The sequence below is a fragment of the Streptomyces sp. NPDC005393 genome (assembly GCF_040606675.1).
GTDB lineage: Bacteria > Actinomycetota > Actinomycetes > Streptomycetales > Streptomycetaceae > Streptomyces.
On sequence record NZ_JBEXFG010000030.1, the window covers coordinates 55,663 to 77,808 of the forward strand.

A 22,146-nucleotide genomic window follows, 5' to 3' on the forward strand; every position below is an offset into this window, starting at 1 on the left:
CCTGTCAGACGCGGGTCATGGGCCTGATGCCATTCGCGCGGTCGACCAGCACACCGAGCGCCTCGGGGCTGTCCGCCTGCCGGGCCAGCCGGCGCAGGGTCCGCTCCAGCCTGGTGCGCGCCGAGAGCTCGTCGTCCGCCTCGCCGAAGAGCGGCCCGGGTTCGCCCTTTACTGCGGCTCGGTTCGCCTCCGGGGCGCTCCAGCCTCCCCCAGTCGTCGGCCGGGGGGACCCCCGGTCGACGGTCGACCGTGCTCGGCCCCTCGCGCGGCGGTAGCCGCATATCGATCGCAGCCCTCGAGGCCCGCGCGCGCTCTCCCTTTCGACAGCGGCGCGCTCCTTCGGCTCGCCCCCGGCTACCGCTGGGAGGTGCCCCCAGGCCCGGGCACCGTCCGCCGGGCCGTCGGACTGCTGCCGCAGCGTCCAGTCGAGCGCGACCTCCAGTACCTCGGCGGTGAGCCGGTCCCGGGCCGGTCCGGACGCCCGCCCGTCGTCCAGATACAGCCGGGGCAGCCGGGTCAGCACCTCCATCAGGTCCTCGGCGCTCGGCAGCGCCTCCGGCCGGCCCAGCCGCCCCGCGAGCACCCGTACGGTGGCGATCCGCGCGGCGTCGTAGTGGCGCGAGACCTTCGGCACGCCGCCGAGTATGTCCGCCGCGCCGCTCCGGTCGCCCGCCGCGAGCCGCAGCCGGGCCAGCCCGAAGGCGGCGCTGCCCTGGGAGCGGTTGCGCTGCCACACCGCGTCGTAGAACCGCTTGGCGGCCTCGTGGTCGCCCAGGTGCTCGGCGCAGTAGCCGAGGGCCAGCTTGGGCGCGTATTCACCGGGCAGCGCGCTGTACACCGCGTCGAACTCGGCCCGCGCCTCGGCCACGGCGCCGTCCGCGAGCCGCAGCAGGGCGCGGTGCCAGGAGAGCCGCCAGTCGTACGGGGCGGCGGACCCGATGAACTCCCGCGCGGTCGCCAGCTCGCGCGCCGCATTGCCCCGTTCGCCCAGCTCCAGATAGGCGCGGCAGGTGCGCAGCCGGATCTCGGCGGAGCGGCGGGGAAAGGCGTTCAACTGCTCGATCAGCCGCCGGGGCCCGCTGTCGCTCGGTACGCCCAGCAGCGCGGCGCCCGGATCCGCCGCGTCCGGGAACGGCACCGGCAGCCCGAGCGGCACCTGCTGGGGCCGGGGCAGACCGGACGCGAGGACCGGCCGCGGATCCCCCGCCAGCCAGCGCTCCAGGCCCGGGATCCGGCCCAGCGCGGAGTCCAGCAGCGCCGCCGTCGGGGCGAAGAGCGTGGACGGCTCCGGCTGCTCCCGGCTCAGCCGCAGCGCGTGGATCTCCCGGAGCACCCCCCACAGCTGCTCGGACATCTCGGCCGCCGACCCGAACCGCCGGGCCGGTTCGCCGGCGGTGGCGCGGGCCAGCACCCGGCGGTACGACTCGGCGCCCAGGCCCGGCGGCCGCTGCGCGTCCTTCGCGGCGTGGTCGGAGAGCTCTTCGAGCGTCCTGCCGACGCCGAACAGGTCATGCCGCTCGGTGAGGGCGGCCGCGCCCCGCGTCAGCACCTCGGGGGAGGCGAACGCCTCGGTGATGACGGGCTGTCCGCCGTCCCACTGCCCGAGCCGGTGCACCGCGCCCAGGTCGATCACCTTGACCCGGTCCTCGTAGTGCATGACGTTGCTCGGCTTGAGATCGCAGTAGAGCAGCTTCTCGCCGTGCAGATAGCGCACCGCGCGCAGCACCAGACAGCCGTACGCCAGGATGTGCTCGTACAGCCGCGGCCCGTCGTACGGGGGCACCGCGTCCGCGATGTGGTCCCTGATCTGGGCGAGCGTCATCCCGCCGACGAACTCCATCACGATGTAGCCGGTCAGCCGGCCGCTGCCCCGGGGGTCCGGCTGGGTCACGTAGTTGATGATGCGGACGATGCCGGGGTGGTCGAGCATCGTGAGATAGCGGCGCTCCTCGACCGCCGCGCGCAGCGCCGCCTCGTCCTCGTTGTTGATCAGGCCCTTGATGGCCACGGGCTGATCGTCCAGCTGGGTGTCCTCGGCGAGATAGACCCAGCCCAGCCCGCCGTACCCCACACAGCCGACCACCCGGTACTGATCGCCGAGCAGATCGCCGGGGCGCAGCCGCGGGGTGAAGTCGAACGGATGGCGGCAGCGGGGGCAGTAGCCCGCCGAGAGCGCGGGCTGACCGGCGTAGGGCGCGCCGACGGTCTCCTCGCACCCCTCCCAGCCGCAGGTCTGCCCGCGCGAGGGCGGATGCGGATCGTCGATGACCAGATCGCGTAAGGACGGCAGTTCGACACGCGGCAGATCCAGCGGATCCTCGCCCGCGGGCCGCACCGTGAACTTCCGCGCCACATCGCGCCGGCGGGCGCGGGCGGTGGTGGCCGTCGACTCGGAGACCAGGCTTCCGGACGGGCCCGGGGCCGCCTGCGGGGCCGTCCGTGGGGCCGCCTGGTCCGGGCCGCCGGGCGGGGGTCTGCGGCCGCACTCCGAACAGAAGCCCCGGGCGTTGACCGGGCCCCGCCCCTCGCCGGGGCACTCCGGGCGCGTGCAGTACGCGGGGCCTGGGCGCTCGCGGCCGGTGGCCTCGCGGCCGGTGGCCTCGCGGTCGGTGGCCTCGCGGCCGGTGCGCGCCCGGCCGGTGCGCGCGCGGTCCGGGCTCCCGTGGTCCGGGCGCGGACGGTCCGTCATGGCGTCTCCCCCTCCGCCGGTGTGTGCACGGCCCGGACGAACCGGTCCACGGCGCGCCGCGCCTCCGCCACATCGCACGGCACGGCGGTCAGCTGCCGGAGCGCGGCGCGCTGGAGCGGATACAGCTCGGCGCGCTCCGACGCGGCCATGGCCCCGAGCATCGCGGAGTACGACTCCAGCAGCCCCCTCAGCTCCGCGACGGCCGTCCGCTGGGCGTCCGCCGCCCGCAGCGCCGCCTCGGTCCGCGCGCACACCGTCCGCACCGCGTGCTCGAAGGCGGCCAGCTTGGCGACGATGCGGTGGGAGCGCAGCTCGGGGTCGCCGCGCAGCCGGGTCAGATTGATCCGCAGCGCGGTGGTGTCCCCGGCCCCGGCCTCCGGTAAGGACGCGAAGCGCGCCCCGCGCTCGACCGCCTCCCGCTCCCGCTCCGCGGCGACCGCGACGCGCCCGGCGAGCTCGTCCAGCCAGGCGTCGATCCGGGCGGGGTCGGGGCGGAACAGCCGCTCGGCCAGGCGCAGTCCGGGCGCGTGCCGGTCGCGGAAGACCAGCATCAGCCGGGCGCCCCGGTCGGCGAGCAGCTTCATGAAGCGCACCAGGGCGTCCTGGTCCCGGGCACGGTCGAGCCCCACGGCCACGATGGTCAGCGGTACGGCGTTGGCCCGGATCCGGCTGAGCGGGGAGGAGTCGCCGGGCGAGCGCAGATCCATCCGGTCGGCGACCCGCCGGGCCATATCGGTGTCGGTCCAGCCCGTGACGTCGACGGCCAGGTCCAGGCTGCCGATCGGCGGCACGGTGCCGCGCGGCGCGGCGGACACCGCCTCGTCGGCGCCGCCCCCGGACAGCTCGCGGTCCGCGAGCGTCACGGCGCGGCTGAGCGCCTCGTAGCGGTCGCTGTCGTCGGCCGCGATGACCACCGTCTCCACATCCGCGATCCCCTCGCGCCCGGTCAGCGTCTCGCGCCGCAGCCACAGGGCGAGCCGCTGGGCGAAGCCGACGTCCTGGACGCCGTCGGTGAGCCGGGAGACCAGCCGCGGGTCCACCCCGCGGTCGCCGCTCACCCAGCGGCGGACCCGGGGCAGATGCCGGACGATCGTCTCGACCGGGATCATGTACGACACGCTGCGGCGCTCGGCGGTGGGCACCTTGAAGGAGTCGTCGTACCGGCTGACGATCATCCCGATGAGGCGCCGGCTCTCCTCGTCCTGGACGCCGGTGCCGCTGAAACCGCGCCGGACCACGTCCCCGGGTGAGTCGGGATTCAGCTGCACCCACTCCGAGCGCGGGCCGGCCGGGCCGGCGATCTCCGCCAGGAACCACAGTCCGTTGGGGTTGTCCTCGGGGAATCCGTACATCCACACCGGCCGCCGGGGCTTGGGCGGCATCCGGAACAGCGGCGCCGCGTGCTCGGCGGGCTGCGGGCGGCTCAGCCTCAGCAGCGCCACATCACCGCAGTTGTCGGGGAGTTGGGGAACCCAGCAGCCGTCGGCGACGTGCGCGGTCACCGGCTCGGCGTCATGCACCCCCACCAGATCGACGAGGACCCGGGTGGCGGGCACCGGCAGCCCGTCGTCGGGGATCACGTGGGCGCACGTCAGCACCGTATCGCTGCCCAGAAGGATTCCCGCACCCAGAATGTCGCCGGCCGAACTACGGATCCGTACCCGCCAGGTCCCCCCACAGGAGGTCTCATCGGCGGTAATGCCCATTTCCACCCCCATGTGGCAAGAGCATACGCCCGGGAGGTACGGAAGTGACCCCATCCGGCGGATGGGCCACGCGAAAGGGTGAGGGGCCTGCTGGGCGTGCGCCCGGCCGTCGCACGGGCGTGCTCCGGGCGGGCGCGGCAGGCCGGGGGTGTGCGGGTGCGATCCTGGGGTGTGCGGGTGCGATGACGCCCATTCACGGCGCGCCCGGCCGTCCGGGTGAGATGGCGTCACCCGTCTTGTGGCGCACTACGTCGGATGGATTACTGAACGTGTGCGGCAGAATCCCCGCCGGTGTCTCCGGCGCAGGGGTCACCGCGTCCTCGCCGGTCCCGGGCGCCAGGGGTACCGCGAGGAGGACCGGGCGGATGCCCCAACGCCCGCCGTCGCCCACTGTTCGCTTCCGTGAGCACGCGCGGGTCGAGCCCGCCCGGTCCCGTCCACTCCCCGACACCGCCCTCAGCGAGCCGTGGTCTCCCGTTGCCGGCGCAGGGGTCGGGGGTGGGGGGAATACGGTCACGTTGACCGGTCCGACCCGCTGTTCGGCACCGTACTGACCACGACGAGCGCGGTTCTCTTCGGGACCGCACCCGCCCCCTTCACCGTCGTCTCCGACAGCTGGGTCACGGCCATCGCCCCCGCCGGGCCCGCCGGGCCGGTCACCGTGAAGGTCACCATGCCCGGCGGCGGCACCAGCAACGGTCTCGTCTACACCCGCGTCGCCCCGCCCGGCAGTCGGGCCCTGGCCCGGCCGCCCCCACCGTTCCGCAGCCGCCGGGTCCGCGCACGGCCGGCGCGGCCCACAGCTCGGCGGGCGGCGCGGGCGGGGGTGGTGCCGCGCTGGTCCACCCGGAGGCGGGCGGCGGCGACCTACGACGCGAGATGGCGGACGATCCGGCGCAGCTGCTCCTCCCACCGCTGCTGGAATTCCGGTGAGTCCGGCTCCATGCCGAAGATCCGGCGGACGGCGTGCGGCATGGCGACCGGCGCGGAGACCGCGGCGACGAACAGCAGCATCGCCGCCGCCGGGTCGAGGTCGTCCGCCAGCTCGCCCTCCGCCTGGCGGCGGTGGAGATCGGAGAGGTCTTCGGGCGCGTCGTCCCAGACGTCGCCGGTCAGCCCGCGCCAGCAGTTGAGCCGTATGCCCCGGGGGTCGGCGGCGGCGTCCCGGAGATAGCGGACTATCAGCTCGTCGAGGGGGATCGTGGGGTCGTTGAAGGACTCCTCGTGCTCCAGCCACTGGCGGCCCAGCTCCTTGTAGAGCCCCTCCTTGCCGCCGAAGTAGTAGTTGATCAGCTGCTTGTTGAGCCCCGCCCGGTCCGCGATGTCCTGGACGCGGGCGCCGGCGTACCCCTTCTGGGCGAACTCCTCCTTGGCCGCCTCCAGCAGCAGCCGCCGGGAGCGCTCCGGGTCCAGCTTGCGCTCCTCGGGCGCGGGGGCGCGACGGGGCTTCTTCGGCGTCCCCTGCATCTTCGACACTCTCCTTCCGCTTGATCCCGGACAGGCTAACCGGGGGTCTTCCCGCATCGGCCATCTATGTGTTTGACAAGTTCATCCGTCTGGTTGAATCTAGCGTTGGGATGACGTACGCAGAACACAACACGCAAGGGGATACGGCATGTTCGTGGTGACCGGAGCCACCGGAAACGTCGGTGGGCATGTGGTGAAGGAGCTCGTCGCGGCGGGCGTGGAGGTCTGCGCGCTCACCCGTGACCCGCGCACGGCGCGGCTGCCGGAGGGGGTCCGGGTGGCCAGGACCGAGGACCTGCCGCTGGAGGGGGCCACGGCCCTCTTCCTCAACCCCGCGGTGGTGTGGCAGATGGGCGCCGACAAGGTGCTGGAGCGGGCCAAGGAGGCCGGCGTACGGCGGCTCGTGATGCTCTCGTCCTCCTCGGTCCTCGACGCGGGGCCGGGCAACCCCATCGGCACGCGCCACCGTGATCTGGAGACCGCGATCGAGGGCTCAGGGCTGGAGTGGACGTTCGTCCGCCCCGGCGCCTTCGCCGCCAACGCCGCGCAGTGGGCGGACCAGATCAAGGCCGGGGACGTGGTGTACGGGCCGTACGCCGAGGCCCAGTCGGCCCCGATCCACGAGGCCGACATGGGCGCGGTCGCGGCCCGTGCGCTGCTCGGTGACGACCTGGTGGGGCAGGCACCGGAGCTGACGGGTCCGCAGTCGCTGACCTTCGCCGATCAGGTGCGGATCATCGGCGAGGCGATCGGGCGGCCGCTGCGGTACGAGGAGATCACGCGGGAGGCGGCGCGGGAGCGGATGACGGGCGGGTTCGTCACGCCGGAGATCGCGGACTCGCTGCTGAACATCTTCGCGGAGTGCGTCGGCCGCCCCGCCGAGCTCTCCCCGGAGACCGAGCGCATCACCGGACGCCCGGGGCGCACCTTCGACCAGTGGGCGCAGGACCACGTGGACCTCTTCCGCTGACGGTCCGCCGAGGGGGCGGGCGGCCGGTGGTGCGTCAGGACGCGGGCCTGGAGGCGCGCTTGCCGGTCTGCTTCTTCGCGGTGGTCTTCTTGGCCGCGGTCTTCTTGGCCGCGGCCTTCTCCGTGCCCGCCTTCTTCGCCGTGGTCTTGGCGGCGGTCTCCTTCGTCGAGGCCGTCTTCTTTGTCCCCGCGGTCTTCGCCGCTGCGGTCTTCTTCGCGGGGGCCTTCTTCGCGGGGGCCTTCTTACGGCCGCGCAGCTCGTGGACCGTCGCCTCCTCACCCTCTTCCCCGGGCGCCTCGCCCCGGGCCTGCCGGGCGCTGCGGACGCTGTCCCTCAGCGCGGCCACGAGGTCGACGACCTGCGCGCCCTTGGGCTCCTCGCCGGGCTCGGCGACCGGCGCGGCCCCGGACACCTTCGCCGCCACCAGGGCCTCCAGGGCCTCCTGGTACTCATCGCGCAGATCGTCCAGATCCACTTCGCCGAGCGTCTCCATCAAGGTGTCGGCGAGGTCGAGTTCGGCCGGCTTCACGGTCACCTTCTCCTTCGGCGCCACGTCCGACGGCTCGCGCACCTCGTCCGGCCACAGCAGCCGGTGCAGCGCGATGGCGTCGCCCACGACGCGGAGCATCCCGAGCCGCTCCCGGCCGCGGTGGGCGTATTTGGCGATGCCGACCTTCTCGCTGCGCTTGAGCGCCTCGCGCAGCAGCGCGTAGGGCTTTGCCGCTGCGGTGCCATTGACCCCCAGGTAGTACGCGTCATCGATCTGCAGGGGATCGACCTCCGAGGCGGGGATGAACGCCTCGATCTCCACGGAGCGGGTGGTGGGCAGCGGAAGGGCGGCCAGGTCCACGTCGGTGATCGGGATCAGCGCGCCGTCCGCGTCCTCGTAGGCCCGTCCGATCTCGGCCGAGTCGACGGGCTTGTCCTCGAGCTCGCAGACCTTGCGGTAGCGGACGCGGCCGCCGTCGGCGGTGTGGACCTGCCGGAACGAGACCGAGTGGTCCTCGGTCGCCGGATACATCTTGATCGGGATGCTCACCAGCCCGAAGGAAATGTTCCCATTCCAGATAGATCGCATGCTTGATCCCTTTCGTGAGATTCTTATCCTATGTGCCCTATCGCGGAGGTGGAGGGGCGACGGATCGCGCTCAAGAACCTCGACAAGGTCATCTATCCGGCCACCGGCACCACCAAGGGCGAGCTGCTGCACTATCTGGCCTCGACCGCCGACCCCCTCCTCGGCCATCTCCGGAACCGCCCCCTCGCCTTTCTGCGCTACCCGGACGGCCCCGACGGCCAGAAGTTCTTCACCAAGAACCCTCCGCCGGGCACCCCCGACTGGGTGACGACCGCCGAAGTCTCCCGCCATGAGGGAGAGACCGCGCGGCAGGTCCTGATCCAGGACCTGCCCTCGCTGATGTGGGCGGCGAACCTGGTGGTCGAGTTCCACACCCCGATGTGGCGGGTCGACCTGGGCGAGGGCATCGCCGACCGCCTCGTCTTCGACCTCGACCCCGGCCCGCCCGCGACGATCGCGCACTGCTGCGCCGTCGCCGGATGGTTGCGTGAGCGGCTGCGCGCCGACGGCCTCACCGCGTACGCCAAGACCAGCGGCTCCAAGGGGCTGCATCTGCTCGTCCCGGTGGAGCCGACCCCCTCCCGTCGGACCACCGCCTACGCCAGAGGGCTCGCCGTCGAGGCCGCCGTCGCCCTGCCCGACCTGGTCGTCCGCAAGATGACCCGCTCGCTGCGGCCCGGGAAGGTGTACGTCGACTTCAGCCAGAACGCGGCCGCCAAGACCACCGCCGCCCCCTATACGCCCCGGGCCCGCCCCGAGCCGACCGTCTCCACCCCCGTCACCTGGGACGAGATCGAGAAGTGCGGCCATAGCCGCGACCCCGGGCGGCTGGAGTTCCGCATCGACGACATCCCCGCCCGGCTTGAGCGCCACGGGGATCTGCTCGCCCCGCTCCTCGACCCCGGCCAGGCCCGCCCGCTGCCGGACGGTGCCGGCCGGTGACCCCGCCCCTGCTGCCCCCGGTCGAGGTGGCGCTCGCCCGCCTCGTCCCGACCCTGCCGGACCCCCCGCCCGGGCGGCGGCTGGCGTACGAGCCCAAGTTCGACGGCCATCGGCTGCTGATCTTCCGGCTTGAGGACTCCGTCCAGATGCAGGCCCGCTCCGGCCGCATCGTCACCCGCGCCTTCCCCGATCTGGAGACCGCCGCGCAGGCGCTCCCCGTCGGTACGGTCCTGGACGGCGAGGTCGTGGTGTGGACCGGCGGCCGCACCGACTTCGCCGCCGTGCAGAAGCGCGCCGCGGCGGCCAGCGCCGCCCGCGCGGCCCGGCTCGCCCGCGAACTCCCCGCCTCCTACGCCGCCTTCGACCTGCTCGCGATCGACGAGGAGGATCTGCGGCCCCTGCCGTACGAGCTGCGCCGTGCCCGTCTGATGGAGCTGCTGGAGCCGTACCCGCCGCCGCTCCAGGCCGTGCCGATGACCACCGACCGGGAGACGGCCGCCACCTGGTACGAGGCGCTGACGGACATCGGCGTCGAGGGGCTGGTCATCAAGGCCGTCGACCAGCCCTACCGGCCGGGCCGCCACTGGCGGAAGCTGCGCCACTCCGAAACCCGCGAAGCGGTCGTCGTCGGCGTCGTCGGCCCCCGCCTCCGGCCCCGCGCCCTCGCGCTGGTGCTGCCGGGCGACGATACGCCCGTGATCTCCAGCCCGCTCTCCCCGGCGGTCCGCGCCCAGCTCGCGGAGGCCTTGCGCGCACTGCCCGAGCCGGAGCCGTCCGAGCCGGAGCACGTGGCCACCGACACCGTCGGGGCACTGATCCCCTACCGCCCGGTCGCACCGGAGCTGACGGTCGAGGTACGGCAGGACAGCACCGCCCGCCACGCGGCGACCACGGTCATACGCCTGCGAGGCCCGGACTGAACCCGGAAGTTCCTACGCGACGGGATCCGGCGGGCCGGTGATCACGGCGGTGACCCGGGTGCCGTACGGCAGCGCACCGCTCCCCGCCAGCTCGTACACGCACCGCAGCATCTTCGCGACATACCGCCGCTCCACCGCCACCCCATGCCGCTCCTCGAACGCCGCCGCGAAGGCCTCCAGACCGGCCGGAACCCGGCCGTAGCCGCCCCCGTGGTGTGCGTGGTCGATCCGCCAGTTGCCGAAGGCCCGCCCCCAGCCGCGCCGATGCACCCCCGCCACCTCGTCGTCCAGATATCCGGCGCCCTTGAGCACCGCGACGCCCAGCGCCCGGGCGCCGTCCGGCAGCCCGGCGGCGATCCCGGCCAGCGTGCCGCCCGTACCGACGGCGCAGCACACGAGGTCGCCCGCGCCCAGGCCGGGTATCTCCACGACCAGCTCCGCCGCGCCGCGCGCCGCGAGGACGTTCGTACCGCCCTCCGGCAGCACCCAGCAGCGCCCCCACCGCTCCGTGAGGCCTCGCAGGGTGGCCGGATCGTCCAGGGTGCGCAGCGTCTCCCGGTAGCCCGCCCGGTCCATGAAGGCCAGCTCCATGCCGTGCCGCTCGGCCCGCGCCAGCGACCAGTTGCGCGGCGCGTCCGCCAGCTCATCGCCCCGGATCACCCCCACCGTGGCCAGCCCGTGCGCGGCGCCCGCCGCGGCGACCGCGCGGATGTGGTTCGAGTACGCGCCACCGAAGGCCAGCAGCCGGGTGTGCCCCTGCTCGACGGCCGCCCGCAGATTGGGGGTGAGCTTGCGCCACTTGTTGCCGGGCACCAGCGGGTGGATGAGGTCGTCCCGCTTCAGCCGCAGCTCCACGCCCGCGCGCTCCAGGACCGGGTCGGCGAGGGGCGTCAGCGGGGAGGGAAGCGCGGCGGGGACGATCACAGGGGCCAGTATACGGCTGCGCACCGACCAAACGTTCGGTTGAATGCGGGGCCATGTCGACGACGCGGCGTGTGGTGATCATCGGTTCGGGCATCGTCGGCGCGGCGGTGGCCGCGCGGCTCGGGCCGCGGGAAGGCTGCCAGGTCACCGTACTTGACCAGGCGCCGGCCGGACTTGACCAGGCGCCGGCCGGTCGGCTGCCCGGCTCGACGGGCCACGCCCCCGGATTCGTCGGCCGGCTCGGCGACGCGGACATCCTCACCGAGCCGGCCCGCGAGAGCGTCCGCGTCTACCGCGCGCTGGAGTGGCGCGGCGAGGCGGGCTTCGACCAGGTCGGGGGGTTGGAGATCGCCCAGAGCGCCGAGGCCGCGCAGCGGCTGACGGTGCGCGCGGAGGCCGCCTCCGCGCCGGACTACGGCCGCGGCTGCTGAACCCCGTCTCCGGCCGCCCCGTTCCCCGGGGCCCGTTCGCGACGCTCTGCTCACCGCGGCGGACACCCTTCGGTGGTAGCCGTCCCGCTGGACGCCGAACGCCCCGGACCGTGTCGGTCCGGGGCGTTCGTGCCCGTCGAAGCGGTGCCGTAAGCCCGCGCTCATGGCACGCTCAGGCCGCCTCCCGCGGTACGGGGCCGATCGCGCGGCCCGCCCACTCGGGGGCGTCCTCGACCAGCCCGGTCAGCCGCTCACGGACGTCGTCAGGGAAGGGCACCGAGCGGCCCGCCTTCTGGTCGATGTGGACGGCGAGCAGCTCCGTGGTGGCCACGGGGGCGCCGTCCGGCTCGCCCACATGCATCTCGTGGGAGAACCGCACCTTCTTCTCGTCCACGCCGAGCACCCGCGTACGGATGGTGAGTTCGGCGCCCTCGTCGACCTCGCGCAGATACCGGATATGCGACTCGACGGTGTAGAGCGAGCAGCCGGTCTTCTCCCGGTAGCTGGAGTCGAGCCCGGTCTCGACCATCATCTCGTCCGTGCTGTGGCCGAAGACGAGGACGTAGAACGCCTCGCTCATATGGCCGTTGTAGTCGATCCACTCGGGCCGGACAGTCTGCCGGTAGTCGGGGAGCGGGGTGCTCACTGGTCGTCTCCCTTGGTGCTGGTCGTGCTGGTCGTGCTGGCGGTGCTGGCGGTGCCGGCGGGGCTCTCGATGGGCGCGGTCCGCTGCTGCGGCAGCCGCCCGGTCGCCCGTAGTACGTCGATCACGCCCTGGTCGCGCTCCGCCACGAGCTGGGCGATGGTACGGGTTCCCGCCGCCTCGTCGCAGCCCTCGACCATCGCCGTGCGGAGCGCTTCGTCCAGCTCCGGCGCCTCAAGACGGGTCCACGGCGACTTCAGTGAGGGACCGAAGTGGTCGAGCATATGGCCCATGCCGCCCTCGCCGCCCGCGAGGGCGAACGTCAGACAGGGGCCCATGAACGCCCACCGCAGCCCCGGCCCCTCGGTGATGGAGTCGTCGATCTCCTTCACCGTGGCCTCGCCGGCCGCGACCATGTGCAGCGCCTCGCGCCACAGCGCCTCCTGGAGGCGGTTGGCGATAAAACCGGGCAGCTCGCGCTCCATGGTGATGACGGACTTGCCGGCCACCTTGTAGAAGCGCGACGCCCACTCGACCGCCGCCGGTTCCGTCTTCTGGCCGCCCACGACCTCGACCAGGGGGATGAGGTACGGCGGATTGAAGGGGTGGCCGACGAGAAGGCGGTCGGGGTCGGCGGCCTCGGTCTGCATGTCCGTCATCGGATAGCCGGAGGTGGAGGACGCGATGACGACGCCGGCCGGGGTCGCGGCGTCCAGCTGGGCCAGCAGCCCGCGCTTGAGCTCCAGCTTCTCGGGGGCGCTCTCCTGGACGAACTGCGCGTCGGCCACGGCGTCTTCGAGGGTCGCGGCGAGGGTGAGCCGGTCGGGCGAGGCGCCCTCGGCGAGGCCGATCCGCTCAAGGGCGGGCCAGGCGGCGTCGACCAGACGGCGCAGCTTGTCCTCGGCGTCCGGGGCCGGGTCCCAGGCGGTGACGTCGTAGCCGCGCGCCAGGAAGTGGGCGACCCAGCCGCCGCCTATGACTCCGGCGCCGATACACGCGACCCGCCGGACTTCGTCGGGAGCACAGGGGGGAAGGGGCATGGGGGCTTGGTTCCTCACAGTGGGGGACAGGAGTGGGGGGAGTGGTGGTGCCGGCGACGTACGCCGTGGGGGCGGTCATGCGTACGGCCGCGCCGCACGGTGCCGCGCCTCGGATACGCTGCCTCAACCGCGCGGTTTCAAACCCAGCCGCTGCCGGGCCTCGTCCGGCGTCGCGACCGTCGCGCCGAGCAGCTCGGTGATCTGCACGGCGCGCTCGACGAGTTGGCCGTTGGTGGCCTTGACGCCCCTGCTGAGGTAGAGGTTGTCCTCGAGCCCGACCCGTACATTGCCGCCCAGCAGGATGGACTGCGCCACCCACGGCATCTGCATCCGGCCGAGCGCGAAGCTGGCCCACTGCGCGCCCTCGGGCAGCAGGTCGACCATCGCCTTCAGCACACCCGGCTCGGCCGGGGCGCCCCACGGGATGCCCATGCACAGCTGGAAGACGGTCGGGTCGTCGAGCAGCCCCTCGGCCAGCAGCTGCTTGGCGAACCACAGCTGCCCGGTGTCGAAGATCTCCAGCTCGGGCCGCACCCCCAGCTCCTGGATGCGCTTGGCGCCGGTGCGCAGCATGTCGGGGGTGGAGACGTAGAGGTTGCTGCCGTCGCCGAAGTTGAGCGAGCCGCAGTCGAGGGTGCAGATGTCGGGGAGCAGATCCTCGACATGGGGCAGCCGCTCCAGCCCGCCGACCAGATCGGTGCCGGGGAGCTGCTTGAGCGGCTTCTCGGGGTCGATGACGAGGTCGCCGCCCATGCCCGCCGTGAGGTTGATGACGACGTCGGTGCCGGTCTGCTTCACCCGCTCCACGACCTCGCGGTACAGCCGCGGGTCGCGCGAGGGGGCGCCGGTCTCGGGGTCGCGGACGTGGATATGGACCACGGCGGCCCCGGCCTCCGCGGCCTCGACGGCGGAGCGGGCTATCTGCTCGGGGGTGACGGGGACATGAGGGCTGCGGCCCACGGTGTCACCGGCGCCGGTGAGGGCGCAGGTGATGATGACGCTGTCGTTCATGGGCATGGGGATCCTCCGTGACTACGGTCCGGCATCACTGCTGTGGTGGGGGTCGGGGTCGGGGTCGGGGTGGGGATGGGCCGCACGCTGTGCGGACAGTTCGGTGTCGACGTACGCGTCGCAGGCGATATGCATGTCCTCGGCGCTCGTACCGCCCTCCCCCGGCGCGGTGGCCAGCACCTGAGTGGCGAGTCCGTCCACCAGGGCGGTCAGGCGCAGCGCGCTGAACTCCGGGTCGACGGAGCGGAAGACGCCCTGCGCGATCCCGCGCCGGATCACCTCCGCGACGATCTGCCGCCACTGCCGGTAGAAGTCGGCGTGCAGCCGTCCGACGGCCGTCGACCGCGCGGCCTCGGCCCACAGATCCATCCACACCAGCCACTGCCGCCGCTGCTGCGCGGTGTAGGGCACCTGCAACGCGATCAGCTGCCGCAGCTCCTCACGCGCGTCATCGACCTCGGCGATCCGGGCCGCCCGGCGCGCGGTGTCCTCGTCCATGCACCAGCGCACGGCGGCTTCCAGCAGCTCGGCGCGGCCGGGGAAGTGGTAGTGGATGGCGGCGGTGCTGGTGTCACAGGCCGCGGCGATATCGGCGACGCGTACGGCGTGAAAGCCGTGCTCGGCGATCAGCCGCACGGTCTCCCGCACGATCTGCAACGGCCGCCCGCCCTCGGGGGCGACCACCCGCGAAGGCGCTTCCGGTACGGCGGTGGCGGCGGGCTCGGGGGCGGCTTCGGGAGACGCCGTGGTGCCCAGCAGCCATCCGGCGTCCACATTCCCCGCATCGGCGATCCGCGCGAGCTCGGCGACCGTGAAGCGCCGGCTCCCGCCGAGCGAACGCGACAGCTTGGACGGATCCATCACGATCCGCCGCGCGAACTCCCGCTGACTGCATCCGACGTCCTCGATCACCTGGCGTACGCGTTCAGCCACCTGGATCCGTTGCCGCATGGCCGCCACCGTACGGACGCGTTGAGATAAACGCAATGACCTGCCGAGTGAAATGGACCCTTCTGATAGGAAATCTCTCGGTAATCGCAGCGGATGATGCGCAGCAGACTGACTCATGGATCAGTGGAGATCAGTCGAAGCGGGCGATCGCGGTCATCGTCGGCCGCACATTCCGTACCGCGGGCAGCCGCCGCAGCAGCGGCGTCAGCGCCCCGTAGTACAGCCCCCGCCCGCGCGGCGGCGGCAGCTCGCGCACCTCGTTGATGGCCGGGTGGGCCGTACGCACCTTGTCCAGCTCACCGGCGTTCATCCCCCAGGGCATCGGCGGTGTGCGATACCCGTGCGCGGTACGCATCTGCCCGCGCATCGTGCGGGCGCTGAACCACCGGGGCACCGCGTCGAACACCAGCGCACCGCCCCGGAACCGCTCGGCGCACCCCGCGATCAGCTCCTTCACCTCGGCCGGCCGCAGATACATCAGCAGCCCCTGGGCTGTGATCAGCACCCCGCGCGCGGGGTCCACCTCGTCCCGCCAGGACAGATCCAGCGCCGACTGGGCCAGGGTGCGCCGCCGCTCCTCATCCGGCAGCAGAGCGCGCCGCACCTCGGCGGTCTCCGGCAGCTCCACGCACAACCAGCGCGCCCGACCGTTGTCCACCCGCCAGTACTGCGTCTCCAGACCTTCGGCGAGCGTGACGATCGTGCCGTCCGGGTGTTCGCGGAGGAACGCCCGTACGGCGTCGTCGAAGGTCCGCACGCGCAGCGCCTGACCCTGCGCCCGTAGCGGGCTGGGCGCGCCGAAGGTCTCCTCGAAGGGGTAGTCGATGCGGTCGACCAGCTCCACGGCCTTGGGATCCTCCAGCACCGGCCGGGGCTGCCGCGCCTCGTACGCCCGCATAAAGAGGTTCCACAGCAGGGTCTCGGGCACCCCGCTCAGCTTGACGCTCCACCCGTTTCCGTCCGCCATGCCGCTGCTCCTCGCGTGCGGGTTCTCCTTACTGCCAGAGTAGTTTTCGTGACCTATGACGAACTGATGAGCGCGCTGGCGGGGCTGCGCCGTGCGCAGATCGGCAGTCGCCGGGCCCCGCACAAACCGCTGCTGGTGCTGTGGCTGCTGGGCCGGTTCCTCGCCTCGGGCAGCACCGTGGTCACGTACGACGAGGCGGAGGAGCCGGTCAGCCGTCTGATCAACGACTTCGGGCCGATCGTGACGAGCCGGTCGAGGGCCCGGGAGCGGGCCGCGATGCCGTTCGTCCATCTGGAGCGTGGCCTGTGGGACCTGAGGGACCTGGAAGGCCAGGACATCGGCCCGGACGCCCCGGAGCGGGGCAGTTGGCTGCGGGTGCGGGGCGCCCACGGCCGTCTGCGCCCCGAGGTCGAGACGCTGCTGGCCGCCCCGGGCACGCTTGTCGCGGCCGCCCGGCTGCTGCTGGAACAGCACTTCACCCCGGCGCTGGAAGCACCCATCTGTGAAGCCGTCGGCCTGGACCTGGCCGGGATGGACGAAGCGGCCCCCATGCCGACGGGGCGGAAGCGCCGTACGCGACGGGCGGGGTTCGTGGAGGAGGTGCTGCACGCCTACGCGTACGCCTGCGCCTTCTGCGGCTTCGACGGGGCCCTCGGCCGCAACCCCGTAGGGCTCGAGGCGGCCCACGTCCGGTGGCACAGCCAGGACGGCCCGGACGAGGTGCACAACGGGCTGGCCCTCTGCTCCCTGCACCACACCCTCTTGGACCTCGGGGTGCTGGGGCTGCTGCCCGGCCCCCGGATACAGGTCTCCCCGCTGTACGTGACCCGGAGCGCGGCGGGGAAGGCCGTCTACGCCCTCCACGGCGAGCCGGTGGCAACACCCCGCCCCGGCCGGCCCGCCATCGACGCCGCGTTCGTCCTCTGGCACGGGCGCCAGGTCTTCAAACGTCCCGGCGCGGTCACTGCGGACGTGAGGCTGTGCTGATGGACACCATATGGACGGGCGTACGCGAGCGGGTCCTCGCCCTGCGCACGGCCCCCGGGGCACGGCGGGTGTTCGGCGCGACGTTCAAGGGATACGGCCATGGCCTAGACCTGGAGCCGCCCGTCGCCGAAGCCGGCCTGCCGGCCGCCGAGCGCGTGTGGGGCGTGACCCTGCCCGAGGAGTACCGCACCTTTCTCCTGGAGGTGGGCGCCTCCGGCGCGGGACCCGACTACGGTCAGGACACGTTGACCGGGTTGACGAACGTGCCCGGGTGGGTGGCTCCCGACTGGTCCAGGATGGCCCCGCCGAACGGCCACTGAAGCTGGAAGTTCTTCTGCTCGTTCGGCGGGGTGATCAGGACCATGTCCGGTTCGATCTTCCGGTCGTCAGCACTGGTCGAGGGCAGCAACTGGAAGGTGAAGGACGTGTTCTGGCCGGGCTTCAACGTCACGGCGACCGGCTTCTTCGCGGAGCGCTGCAAGTCCCAGGAGTTGCCGTCGGTGCCGTTGATCTGGACGCCCGGGAAGCCACTGATGGTGCAGCTGCTGCCGCCGATGTTCTTCAGCCACACGGCGGCGGTCTGCTGCGCGTCACTCTTCATATCCGGACGGCCCCCGCCCTCGGAGCCCCAGCCGGCCTTCAGATGGTCGGTGGTGCAGTGCCCCCCGGACCCGCCCGCGGCGGACGCGCCACCGGCCTGGGAGCCGCTCTTGCCGGCGGCCGAGTCGGAGCCGGAGTTCGAGCCGCCCGAGGAGGCACCCGAGGAGCTGGAGGCGGACGAGCCCGACGAGCCCGACGAGCCCGAGGACCCAGAGGAGCCCGAGGACCCAGAGGAGCCCGAGGAACCGGACGAGCCCGAGGACCCGGGCGCCGAGGAAGCGGAGGACGACGAGGCCCCCGCGTCATCGGATCCATTGCCCTGGCAGGCGGTGAGCCCGATCGCGGCAGCGGCGATCAGCGTGGCGACGGAGGTCTTCGTGATGCGGCTCGACATGTTTCCCCCAGTGGTATCGATGCGTCCCGTCCTTCGGTCCGCGGAAACAAGCCTGTTCGCAGCCGCTGTTGATCCACTAACACGTCACTAACACGCCACTAACGTGGAGATGCCATACACCTAACGCCCCCTGAGCCTGCGGCGCCGCCGAGACCCCTTGCTCCGCAAAACGCTTGATCCAGCGCAACTACCGTGTCAAGCGAATGCGAAGAGGGGTACCCCACGGCCCACCAACCCGGCGAAATTCACGGCGTGGAGAGCGCGGCCTCCGCTACGGTCGCCGGCATGAAGCGCGCTGGTATGACGACGACGCCGGAGAGTGTCCCGGCGCGCTGACAGATGTCTTGATCCGAAGCCCCGGGGCGAGTGCCCCGGGGCTTCGCTTTGCGGTCACTCGCCCAACGTCCGTGAGGAGACCGCCATGCACGACCATCGGAAGCTCGGCCGCGAGCTGGGCCTGTTCGACACCGACCCGCTGATCGGCGCGGGACTGCCGTACTGGCTGCCCTACGGCGCAGCCGTGCCCACCTCATCGAGGCGCACGGCGGCGCCTTCCCCGCCTGGCTCGCCCCCACCCAGCTGGTGGCCCTGCCGGTCTCCGACGCCGAGATGCACCATGCTGCCGAGTTCCTGGAACGATGCGTCGCTCAAGGGCTGCGCGCGCGGATCGCCGGGCCGGAGTACGGCACCCTGGGTGCCCGTATCCGTGCCGCCCGGCTCGTGCCCTACCAGGCAGTGATCGGCCCCAGGGAGGGCGCCGACGACCGGGTCGCCCTGCGTCTGCGTGACGACGGGCAGCGTCTGGCTCCCATGCCCGCCGCCGAGGCCCTGACCCGCATCAGCGCGCTCATCGACGCGCACCGTACCGATCTGTGGGACGCCGAGACCCGCGCGTGATGGCCCGTGTCACCCGTTCGGCGCGCATCGTGGGCGGGTGTCACTCATGACGCCCAGAATCGATCTCGCGAGGTGTCTCCTCATGGAGGTCAACGATCATGCCGATATTCATCACGTTGCTGAACTGGACCGATCAGGGAGTCCGAGACTACAAGGACACCCCGAAGCGTTATGAGGCGTTCAGCGCGGCGCTACAGAAGCTCGGGTGCAAGCTGCTGAACATCTACTGGACCGTCGGCCCGTATGACATCGTGGTCATCCTCGAGGCGCCCGACGACGAAACCGCCACCGCGGCGCTCCTGCAACTCGGCGGCGTGGGCAGCGTCCGCACCACGAGCATGCGGGCCTTCGGCCGAGAGGAGATCGACCGCATCATCGCCAAGGCCGCCGGCTAGCGGATGTCCAACGCCCCGGTCCATGATCGGCTCGGGGCCTTGTGGCTGACCGTTCCGACAAGTCAGAGGCTATCGAGGATCTTCGCCCGGCGATCCGGACAGCGTTGCCCTGTTGATCCTGGCTCTGTCTGGAGCTTTGGGCCTGCTGTTGTCCCAGGTCCGCGATGTCTTGGCCAAGACAGTAACTGGCGAGGCGGGGACAGCATGAGCAACGAGAGCTGAACAACCCCCGTACACGTCGAAAAGGCCCGGCGCCCAGGCGCCGGGCCTTCCCGCCTCCGCCGCCCGGCTCAGGGGCTCCGGGTGCCCCTCCCCAAAAAACACTTGATCTGGCGCAAGCATTACATCAAGCAATTCCGACGTACCCACCGCTCAGCCCTGCGGGCCGACACCCGCCACGGCCAGGCCGAGCAGCCGGTCCGTCTCGTCGCGGTCGCCGACATCGCCACGGCGGCCGCCACGGCCTTCGCCGACCCGGAGCGGTTCCACGGAGTCGAGCTGGAAACTGGCAAGCGACCGTATGCCATGGGAACGAGAGCGGGGGAGACGGCCGAGCTCAGCCGCGGCCGTCGAAGTCGTGAGCACCGCAGATCCCTTGGGGACGACAAGGCCCCGCACCTATCAGGGTGTCGGGGCCTCGGCCGTCTGTGCGCCCACGCCGCCTGGGCCGCTGAGCACAGGAGCGGTCCGGGCTGAGGCCCTGTGGGCGTTGCGTAACCACGGTGGTGACCCGGCCTGGCTCGACAGATTCTTCGGCGCACTGGAGCGGCTGGCGGCCAGCATGTTCATCCGCCGCGTCTACACCACTCCCCGCGTCACGCGTTACGCGGACCTCCTGCGCGAACGCAACGCCGGCAAGGGCATGGACGCGACGTCCTTCGCCCTGACGGACACGGAGAAGGCCGAGACTCTCGCGCACCTGGACGGCGACATATACCTCGTCACCAAGACCCGTAAGTACGTCCTGCTGCGCCTGGACGAGATGCTGGCCGGAAAGCCCGGAGTCTCGTAAGACCACACCCTGATCACCTCGAGCACTGCTGCCGCAGAACCCGAAGCAGCAGTCGCAGTGGCTGCGGTACTTCACCGACGAGCAGCGTGGTCAGTGGACGCACCGGCTGGGCAACCTCGTCCTGCTCAACCGGACGAAGAACGCCTACGCCCAGAACTACGACTTCACCGAGAAGAAGGCCAAGTACTTCACCGGCAGGCACGGCGTCTCCACGTTCGCCCTGACCAGCCAGGTGCTGCAGCACCAGGAGTGGAAGCCGGAACTGCTGCGGAAGCGGCAGCAGCGGCTCCTGGGGCTGCTGGCCGACGAGTGGGATGTGTAAGGAGTCAGGGACAGCAGCGCCCGCAGGGCTCATGCGTTTGCGGGCTGTCGCAACCAACCCAGGAAGCTCGGCTCAAACGTTGTGGTCACCGATGCGGCGCACATCCGAACTCGTCGTGAGCAGCATGGTTTCGCCCGATGCCGCTTCTGGGGGACCCGGGTCAGGAAGCCGAACCGTCGAGGCCGAGGCGGATCACGGCGAGTGCCTCGGCGATCTCGGCGGTCATCTCGTCGTCGGGGCCGAACACCATGCACATGTCCTGGTGGAGCGGTTCGAGGACCTGCCGGGCTTCGACGGCCCGGCCCTGGGCGAGCAGCAGCATCCCGATGTTGTGCCGTAGCTCCACGGCTTCCTCGCTCACGTCGCTGTCGACGGCCCGCACGACGTTCAGCACGCCCTGGAGCGCGGCGAGCGCGTCGGTGACCTGGCCGAGTTCGGCGCGGCACCGGGCCGCCTGGGCCCGGCAGGCGCGGGCCTGCTCGCCGGTGGGTCCGGCGATGCGGGCGTACGCGTCGGCGAGGGCGTCGAACTCGGGCAGGGCGGCCCGGAAGTCGCCGCCGAGGAGGCGGATCGCCGCTCGCCGGCGGCGCAGCGCCAGGACTTGCTTGTTCTCGGAGCCGAGGGCGAGGGCCGCGGGTTCGATGACCTCGCCGAGCACTTCGGCGGCCTGCGCGAACCGCTCCTCCTCCAGCAGGGCGTCGGAGTGGGCATACGCCTCCTTGATGTCCTCGCGCAGCCGGGCGGGGACGGGCACCGGCTGGGCCCCCGGGAGGACGGCTGTCGGCGTCGAGCCACCGGGCGCCGGGGCCTGGGCGCGGGCGCGGGGCGCGAAAGGGTGATGGAACACGCCCGTGGGGTCAGGCGCGCCGGCCGGCCCGGCATCGGCCGTGCCGGGCTCCCGGCCCGGCGGCGGGAGAAACGGCAGCAGCCGCGCGTACACCTCCTGCGTGTCGGCGGGCCGCGCCTCGGGCGCCTTGCGCAGCAGGTGCAGGACCAGCTCCTCCAGCGCCTCGGGGACGTCGGGCCGCAGCTGTCGCAGCGGGGTGGGGGCGGCGTTGACGTGCTGGTACATCAGCAGGTACTCGCCATCCGCCTCGAACACGAGGTGCCCGCTGAGGAGTTCGTGCAGCACACAGCCCAGCGCGTACAGATCGGTCTGCGGGGTGATGCGTCCGCCGCGGACCTGCTCGGGCGACATGTACTGGTGGGTGCCGATGGGGCTGCCGGTGGCGGTCAGTTTGGTGACGTCGGTGCGCAGAATCGCCGCGATGCCGAAGTCGAGGACCTTCACGGTGCCGTCGCGTGCGACGAGGATGTTGCCCGGCTTGAGGTCCCGGTGGATCACCGGCACGTCGTGCGCGTACGACAGCACGGTCGCGACCTGCGCGGCGACGGCGGCCGCCCAGCTGACCGGCAGCGGCCGGCCGGGGTCGAGGTAGGCGGACAGCGGTACGCCGTCGACGAGCTCCATCACCAGGAACAGCCGCTCGTACGACGCGTCGAGCACCGCGTCGTACACCTGCGGCACGCCAGGGTGCTGGATGCGCGCGGTGATGCGGGCCTCGCGGCGGAAGCGCTTGGCGAACTCCTCGGCCAGCTGCGGGGAGGTGACCGACGCCTGCCGGATGAGCTTCACGGCGACGGGCCGGTCGAGCACGGCGTCGTAGCCGCGCCACACGTCGCCCATGCCGCCGTGGCTGAGCTCCTCCAGGAGTTCGTAACGGTCGGAGATCGCCTCCTGCGGCACCTTGCCCCCGGTGTGCGTGATGAGCAGTCACTGTCGGGGGTCAAGTGTGACCG

General features: G+C 72.2%; 20 protein-coding genes and 3 pseudogenes. 11 read left to right on the top strand and 12 right to left on the bottom strand.

Annotated elements, in window-relative coordinates:
• Nucleotides 1–4: 4 nt before the first annotated feature.
• Together ABZS71_RS23300 and ABZS71_RS23305 are read right to left on the bottom strand one after the other, a co-directional pair.
• The gene (locus ABZS71_RS23300; RefSeq protein WP_356213126.1) at nt 5–2,689 is read right to left on the bottom strand and encodes a tetratricopeptide repeat protein; all 2,685 of its coding nucleotides are present in this window, start codon (nt 2,687–2,689) and stop codon (nt 5–7) included.
• Nucleotides 2,686–4,407 carry a serine protease gene (locus ABZS71_RS23305; RefSeq protein WP_356213129.1) on the bottom strand — a complete coding sequence of 574 codons (1,722 nt, stop codon included), beginning with the start codon at nt 4,405–4,407 and terminating at the stop codon, nt 2,686–2,688. Before ABZS71_RS23305 ends, ABZS71_RS23300 begins: the two co-directional genes overlap by 4 nt.
• Nucleotides 4,408–4,861: 454 nt before the next feature.
• Here ABZS71_RS23305 and ABZS71_RS23310 point away from each other — a divergent pair.
• Nucleotides 4,862–5,044: pseudogene (locus ABZS71_RS23310) on the top strand (hypothetical protein); the annotation flags it as partial.
• A 218-nt stretch (nt 5,045–5,262) separates the two neighbouring features.
• On the opposite strand, the gene ABZS71_RS23315 reads toward ABZS71_RS23310, so the two are convergent.
• A complete protein-coding gene (locus ABZS71_RS23315) occupies nt 5,263–5,862 on the bottom strand; it encodes a helix-turn-helix domain-containing protein (protein ID WP_356213132.1) in 600 nt (199 codons plus the stop codon).
• A gap of 148 nt (nt 5,863–6,010) precedes the next feature.
• Here ABZS71_RS23315 and ABZS71_RS23320 point away from each other — a divergent pair, with 148 nt between their 5' ends.
• Nucleotides 6,011–6,832: an NAD(P)H-binding protein gene (locus tag ABZS71_RS23320; protein ID WP_356213135.1), complete on the top strand. Its 822-nt coding sequence runs from the start codon at nt 6,011–6,013 to the stop codon at nt 6,830–6,832.
• 34 nt (nt 6,833–6,866) lie between these two features.
• Here ABZS71_RS23320 and ABZS71_RS23325 read toward each other — a convergent pair whose 3' ends face one another.
• The gene (locus ABZS71_RS23325; RefSeq protein WP_356213138.1) at nt 6,867–7,910 is read right to left on the bottom strand and encodes a Ku protein; all 1,044 of its coding nucleotides are present in this window, start codon (nt 7,908–7,910) and stop codon (nt 6,867–6,869) included.
• A gap of 30 nt (nt 7,911–7,940) precedes the next feature.
• Here ABZS71_RS23325 and ligD point away from each other — a divergent pair, with 30 nt between their 5' ends.
• Nucleotides 7,941–8,852, top strand: a complete 912-nt coding sequence (ligD, locus tag ABZS71_RS23330; protein ID WP_356213141.1) for a non-homologous end-joining DNA ligase — start codon at nt 7,941–7,943, stop codon at nt 8,850–8,852.
• 26 nt (nt 8,853–8,878) lie between these two features.
• Nucleotides 8,879–9,772: an ATP-dependent DNA ligase gene (locus ABZS71_RS23335; protein WP_356213199.1), complete on the top strand. Its 894-nt coding sequence runs from the start codon at nt 8,879–8,881 to the stop codon at nt 9,770–9,772.
• 12 nt (nt 9,773–9,784) lie between these two features.
• Here ABZS71_RS23335 and ABZS71_RS23340 read toward each other — a convergent pair whose 3' ends face one another.
• A complete protein-coding gene (locus ABZS71_RS23340; protein ID WP_356213143.1) occupies nt 9,785–10,696 on the bottom strand; it encodes a pyridoxal-phosphate dependent enzyme in 912 nt (303 codons plus the stop codon).
• 53 nt (nt 10,697–10,749) lie between these two features.
• Between ABZS71_RS23340 and ABZS71_RS23345 the strand changes: the two genes are divergently transcribed.
• Entirely contained in the window at nt 10,750–11,127 is a 378-nt protein-coding gene (locus ABZS71_RS23345) for an FAD-dependent oxidoreductase (protein WP_356213145.1), read from the top strand.
• 172 nt (nt 11,128–11,299) lie between these two features.
• Here ABZS71_RS23345 and ABZS71_RS23350 read toward each other — a convergent pair whose 3' ends face one another.
• The 5 genes from ABZS71_RS23350 to ABZS71_RS23370 all read right to left on the bottom strand — a co-directional run bounded on the left by ABZS71_RS23350 (nt 11,300) and on the right by ABZS71_RS23370 (nt 15,739).
• Nucleotides 11,300–11,773 (bottom strand): thioesterase family protein, encoded by a 474-nt coding sequence (locus tag ABZS71_RS23350; RefSeq protein WP_356213148.1) that lies wholly within the window; start codon nt 11,771–11,773, stop codon nt 11,300–11,302.
• Nucleotides 11,770–12,810, bottom strand: a complete 1,041-nt coding sequence (locus ABZS71_RS23355; protein WP_356213151.1) for a 3-hydroxyacyl-CoA dehydrogenase NAD-binding domain-containing protein — start codon at nt 12,808–12,810, stop codon at nt 11,770–11,772. The genes ABZS71_RS23350 and ABZS71_RS23355 overlap by 4 nt, the downstream gene beginning before the upstream one ends.
• A gap of 123 nt (nt 12,811–12,933) precedes the next feature.
• Nucleotides 12,934–13,827 carry a 3-keto-5-aminohexanoate cleavage protein gene (locus ABZS71_RS23360; RefSeq protein WP_356213153.1) on the bottom strand — a complete coding sequence of 298 codons (894 nt, stop codon included), beginning with the start codon at nt 13,825–13,827 and terminating at the stop codon, nt 12,934–12,936.
• Between the two features lie 15 nt (nt 13,828–13,842).
• The gene (locus ABZS71_RS23365; RefSeq protein WP_356213155.1) at nt 13,843–14,772 is read right to left on the bottom strand and encodes a TetR/AcrR family transcriptional regulator; all 930 of its coding nucleotides are present in this window, start codon (nt 14,770–14,772) and stop codon (nt 13,843–13,845) included.
• Between the two features lie 130 nt (nt 14,773–14,902).
• On the bottom strand, nt 14,903–15,739 hold the full coding sequence (locus tag ABZS71_RS23370) for a class I SAM-dependent methyltransferase (protein ID WP_356213157.1): 837 nt from the start codon (nt 15,737–15,739) through the stop codon (nt 14,903–14,905).
• 48 nt (nt 15,740–15,787) lie between these two features.
• Here ABZS71_RS23370 and ABZS71_RS23375 point away from each other — a divergent pair, with 48 nt between their 5' ends.
• Together ABZS71_RS23375 and ABZS71_RS23380 are read left to right on the top strand one after the other, a co-directional pair.
• Entirely contained in the window at nt 15,788–16,726 is a 939-nt protein-coding gene (locus tag ABZS71_RS23375) for a phosphorothioated DNA-binding restriction endonuclease (RefSeq protein ID WP_356213159.1), read from the top strand.
• Nucleotides 16,726–17,046, top strand: a complete 321-nt coding sequence (locus ABZS71_RS23380; RefSeq protein WP_356213161.1) for a hypothetical protein — start codon at nt 16,726–16,728, stop codon at nt 17,044–17,046. Before ABZS71_RS23375 ends, ABZS71_RS23380 begins: the two co-directional genes overlap by 1 nt.
• Here ABZS71_RS23380 and ABZS71_RS23385 read toward each other — a convergent pair.
• Entirely contained in the window at nt 16,962–17,720 is a 759-nt protein-coding gene (locus ABZS71_RS23385; protein ID WP_356213163.1) for a DUF4232 domain-containing protein, read from the bottom strand. The genes ABZS71_RS23380 and ABZS71_RS23385 overlap by 85 nt on opposite strands.
• 492 nt (nt 17,721–18,212) lie before the next feature.
• On the opposite strand from ABZS71_RS23385, the pseudogene ABZS71_RS23390 reads away from it, so the two are divergent.
• From ABZS71_RS23390 to ABZS71_RS23405, 4 genes and pseudogenes are all read left to right on the top strand, one after another.
• Nucleotides 18,213–18,617 (top strand): annotated as a pseudogene (locus ABZS71_RS23390) (His/Gly/Thr/Pro-type tRNA ligase C-terminal domain-containing protein); the annotation flags it as partial.
• Between the two features lie 98 nt (nt 18,618–18,715).
• Nucleotides 18,716–19,012: a GYD domain-containing protein gene (locus ABZS71_RS23395; protein WP_356213165.1), complete on the top strand. Its 297-nt coding sequence runs from the start codon at nt 18,716–18,718 to the stop codon at nt 19,010–19,012.
• Nucleotides 19,013–19,721: 709 nt separating this feature from the next.
• Nucleotides 19,722–20,024, top strand: a complete 303-nt coding sequence (locus ABZS71_RS23400; protein ID WP_356213167.1) for a hypothetical protein — start codon at nt 19,722–19,724, stop codon at nt 20,022–20,024.
• A 61-nt stretch (nt 20,025–20,085) separates the two neighbouring features.
• Nucleotides 20,086–20,256 (top strand): annotated as a pseudogene (locus ABZS71_RS23405) (HNH endonuclease family protein); the annotation flags it as partial.
• Between the two features lie 250 nt (nt 20,257–20,506).
• On the opposite strand, the gene ABZS71_RS23410 reads toward ABZS71_RS23405, so the two are convergent.
• Nucleotides 20,507–22,093, bottom strand: coding sequence for a serine/threonine-protein kinase (locus ABZS71_RS23410; RefSeq protein ID WP_356213170.1), 1,587 nt, complete (start codon nt 22,091–22,093; stop codon nt 20,507–20,509).
• Nucleotides 22,094–22,146: the final 53 nt, after the last annotated feature.

Excerpts from the sequence above, each read along its gene's own strand:
- ligD (WP_356213141.1), top strand. The coding sequence starts at position 7,941 with ATGTGCCCTATCGCGGAGGTGGAGGGGCGACGGATCGCGCTCAAGAAC.
- ABZS71_RS23325 (WP_356213138.1), bottom strand. The coding sequence starts at position 7,910 with ATGCGATCTATCTGGAATGGGAACATTTCCTTCGGGCTGGTGAGCATC.
- ABZS71_RS23355 (WP_356213151.1), bottom strand. The coding sequence starts at position 12,810 with ATGCCCCTTCCCCCCTGTGCTCCCGACGAAGTCCGGCGGGTCGCGTGT.
- ABZS71_RS23320 (WP_356213135.1), top strand. The coding sequence starts at position 6,011 with ATGTTCGTGGTGACCGGAGCCACCGGAAACGTCGGTGGGCATGTGGTG.
- ABZS71_RS23315 (WP_356213132.1), bottom strand. The coding sequence starts at position 5,862 with ATGCAGGGGACGCCGAAGAAGCCCCGTCGCGCCCCCGCGCCCGAGGAG.
- ABZS71_RS23360 (WP_356213153.1), bottom strand. The coding sequence starts at position 13,827 with ATGCCCATGAACGACAGCGTCATCATCACCTGCGCCCTCACCGGCGCC.
- ABZS71_RS23365 (WP_356213155.1), bottom strand. The coding sequence starts at position 14,772 with ATGCGGCAACGGATCCAGGTGGCTGAACGCGTACGCCAGGTGATCGAG.
- ABZS71_RS23305 (WP_356213129.1), bottom strand. The coding sequence starts at position 4,407 with ATGGGGGTGGAAATGGGCATTACCGCCGATGAGACCTCCTGTGGGGGG.
- ABZS71_RS23395 (WP_356213165.1), top strand. The coding sequence starts at position 18,716 with ATGCCGATATTCATCACGTTGCTGAACTGGACCGATCAGGGAGTCCGA.
- ABZS71_RS23380 (WP_356213161.1), top strand. The coding sequence starts at position 16,726 with ATGGACACCATATGGACGGGCGTACGCGAGCGGGTCCTCGCCCTGCGC.
- ABZS71_RS23300 (WP_356213126.1), bottom strand. The coding sequence starts at position 2,689 with ATGACGGACCGTCCGCGCCCGGACCACGGGAGCCCGGACCGCGCGCGC.
- ABZS71_RS23345 (WP_356213145.1), top strand. The coding sequence starts at position 10,750 with ATGTCGACGACGCGGCGTGTGGTGATCATCGGTTCGGGCATCGTCGGC.
- ABZS71_RS23370 (WP_356213157.1), bottom strand. The coding sequence starts at position 15,739 with ATGGCGGACGGAAACGGGTGGAGCGTCAAGCTGAGCGGGGTGCCCGAG.
- ABZS71_RS23385 (WP_356213163.1), bottom strand. The coding sequence starts at position 17,720 with ATGTCGAGCCGCATCACGAAGACCTCCGTCGCCACGCTGATCGCCGCT.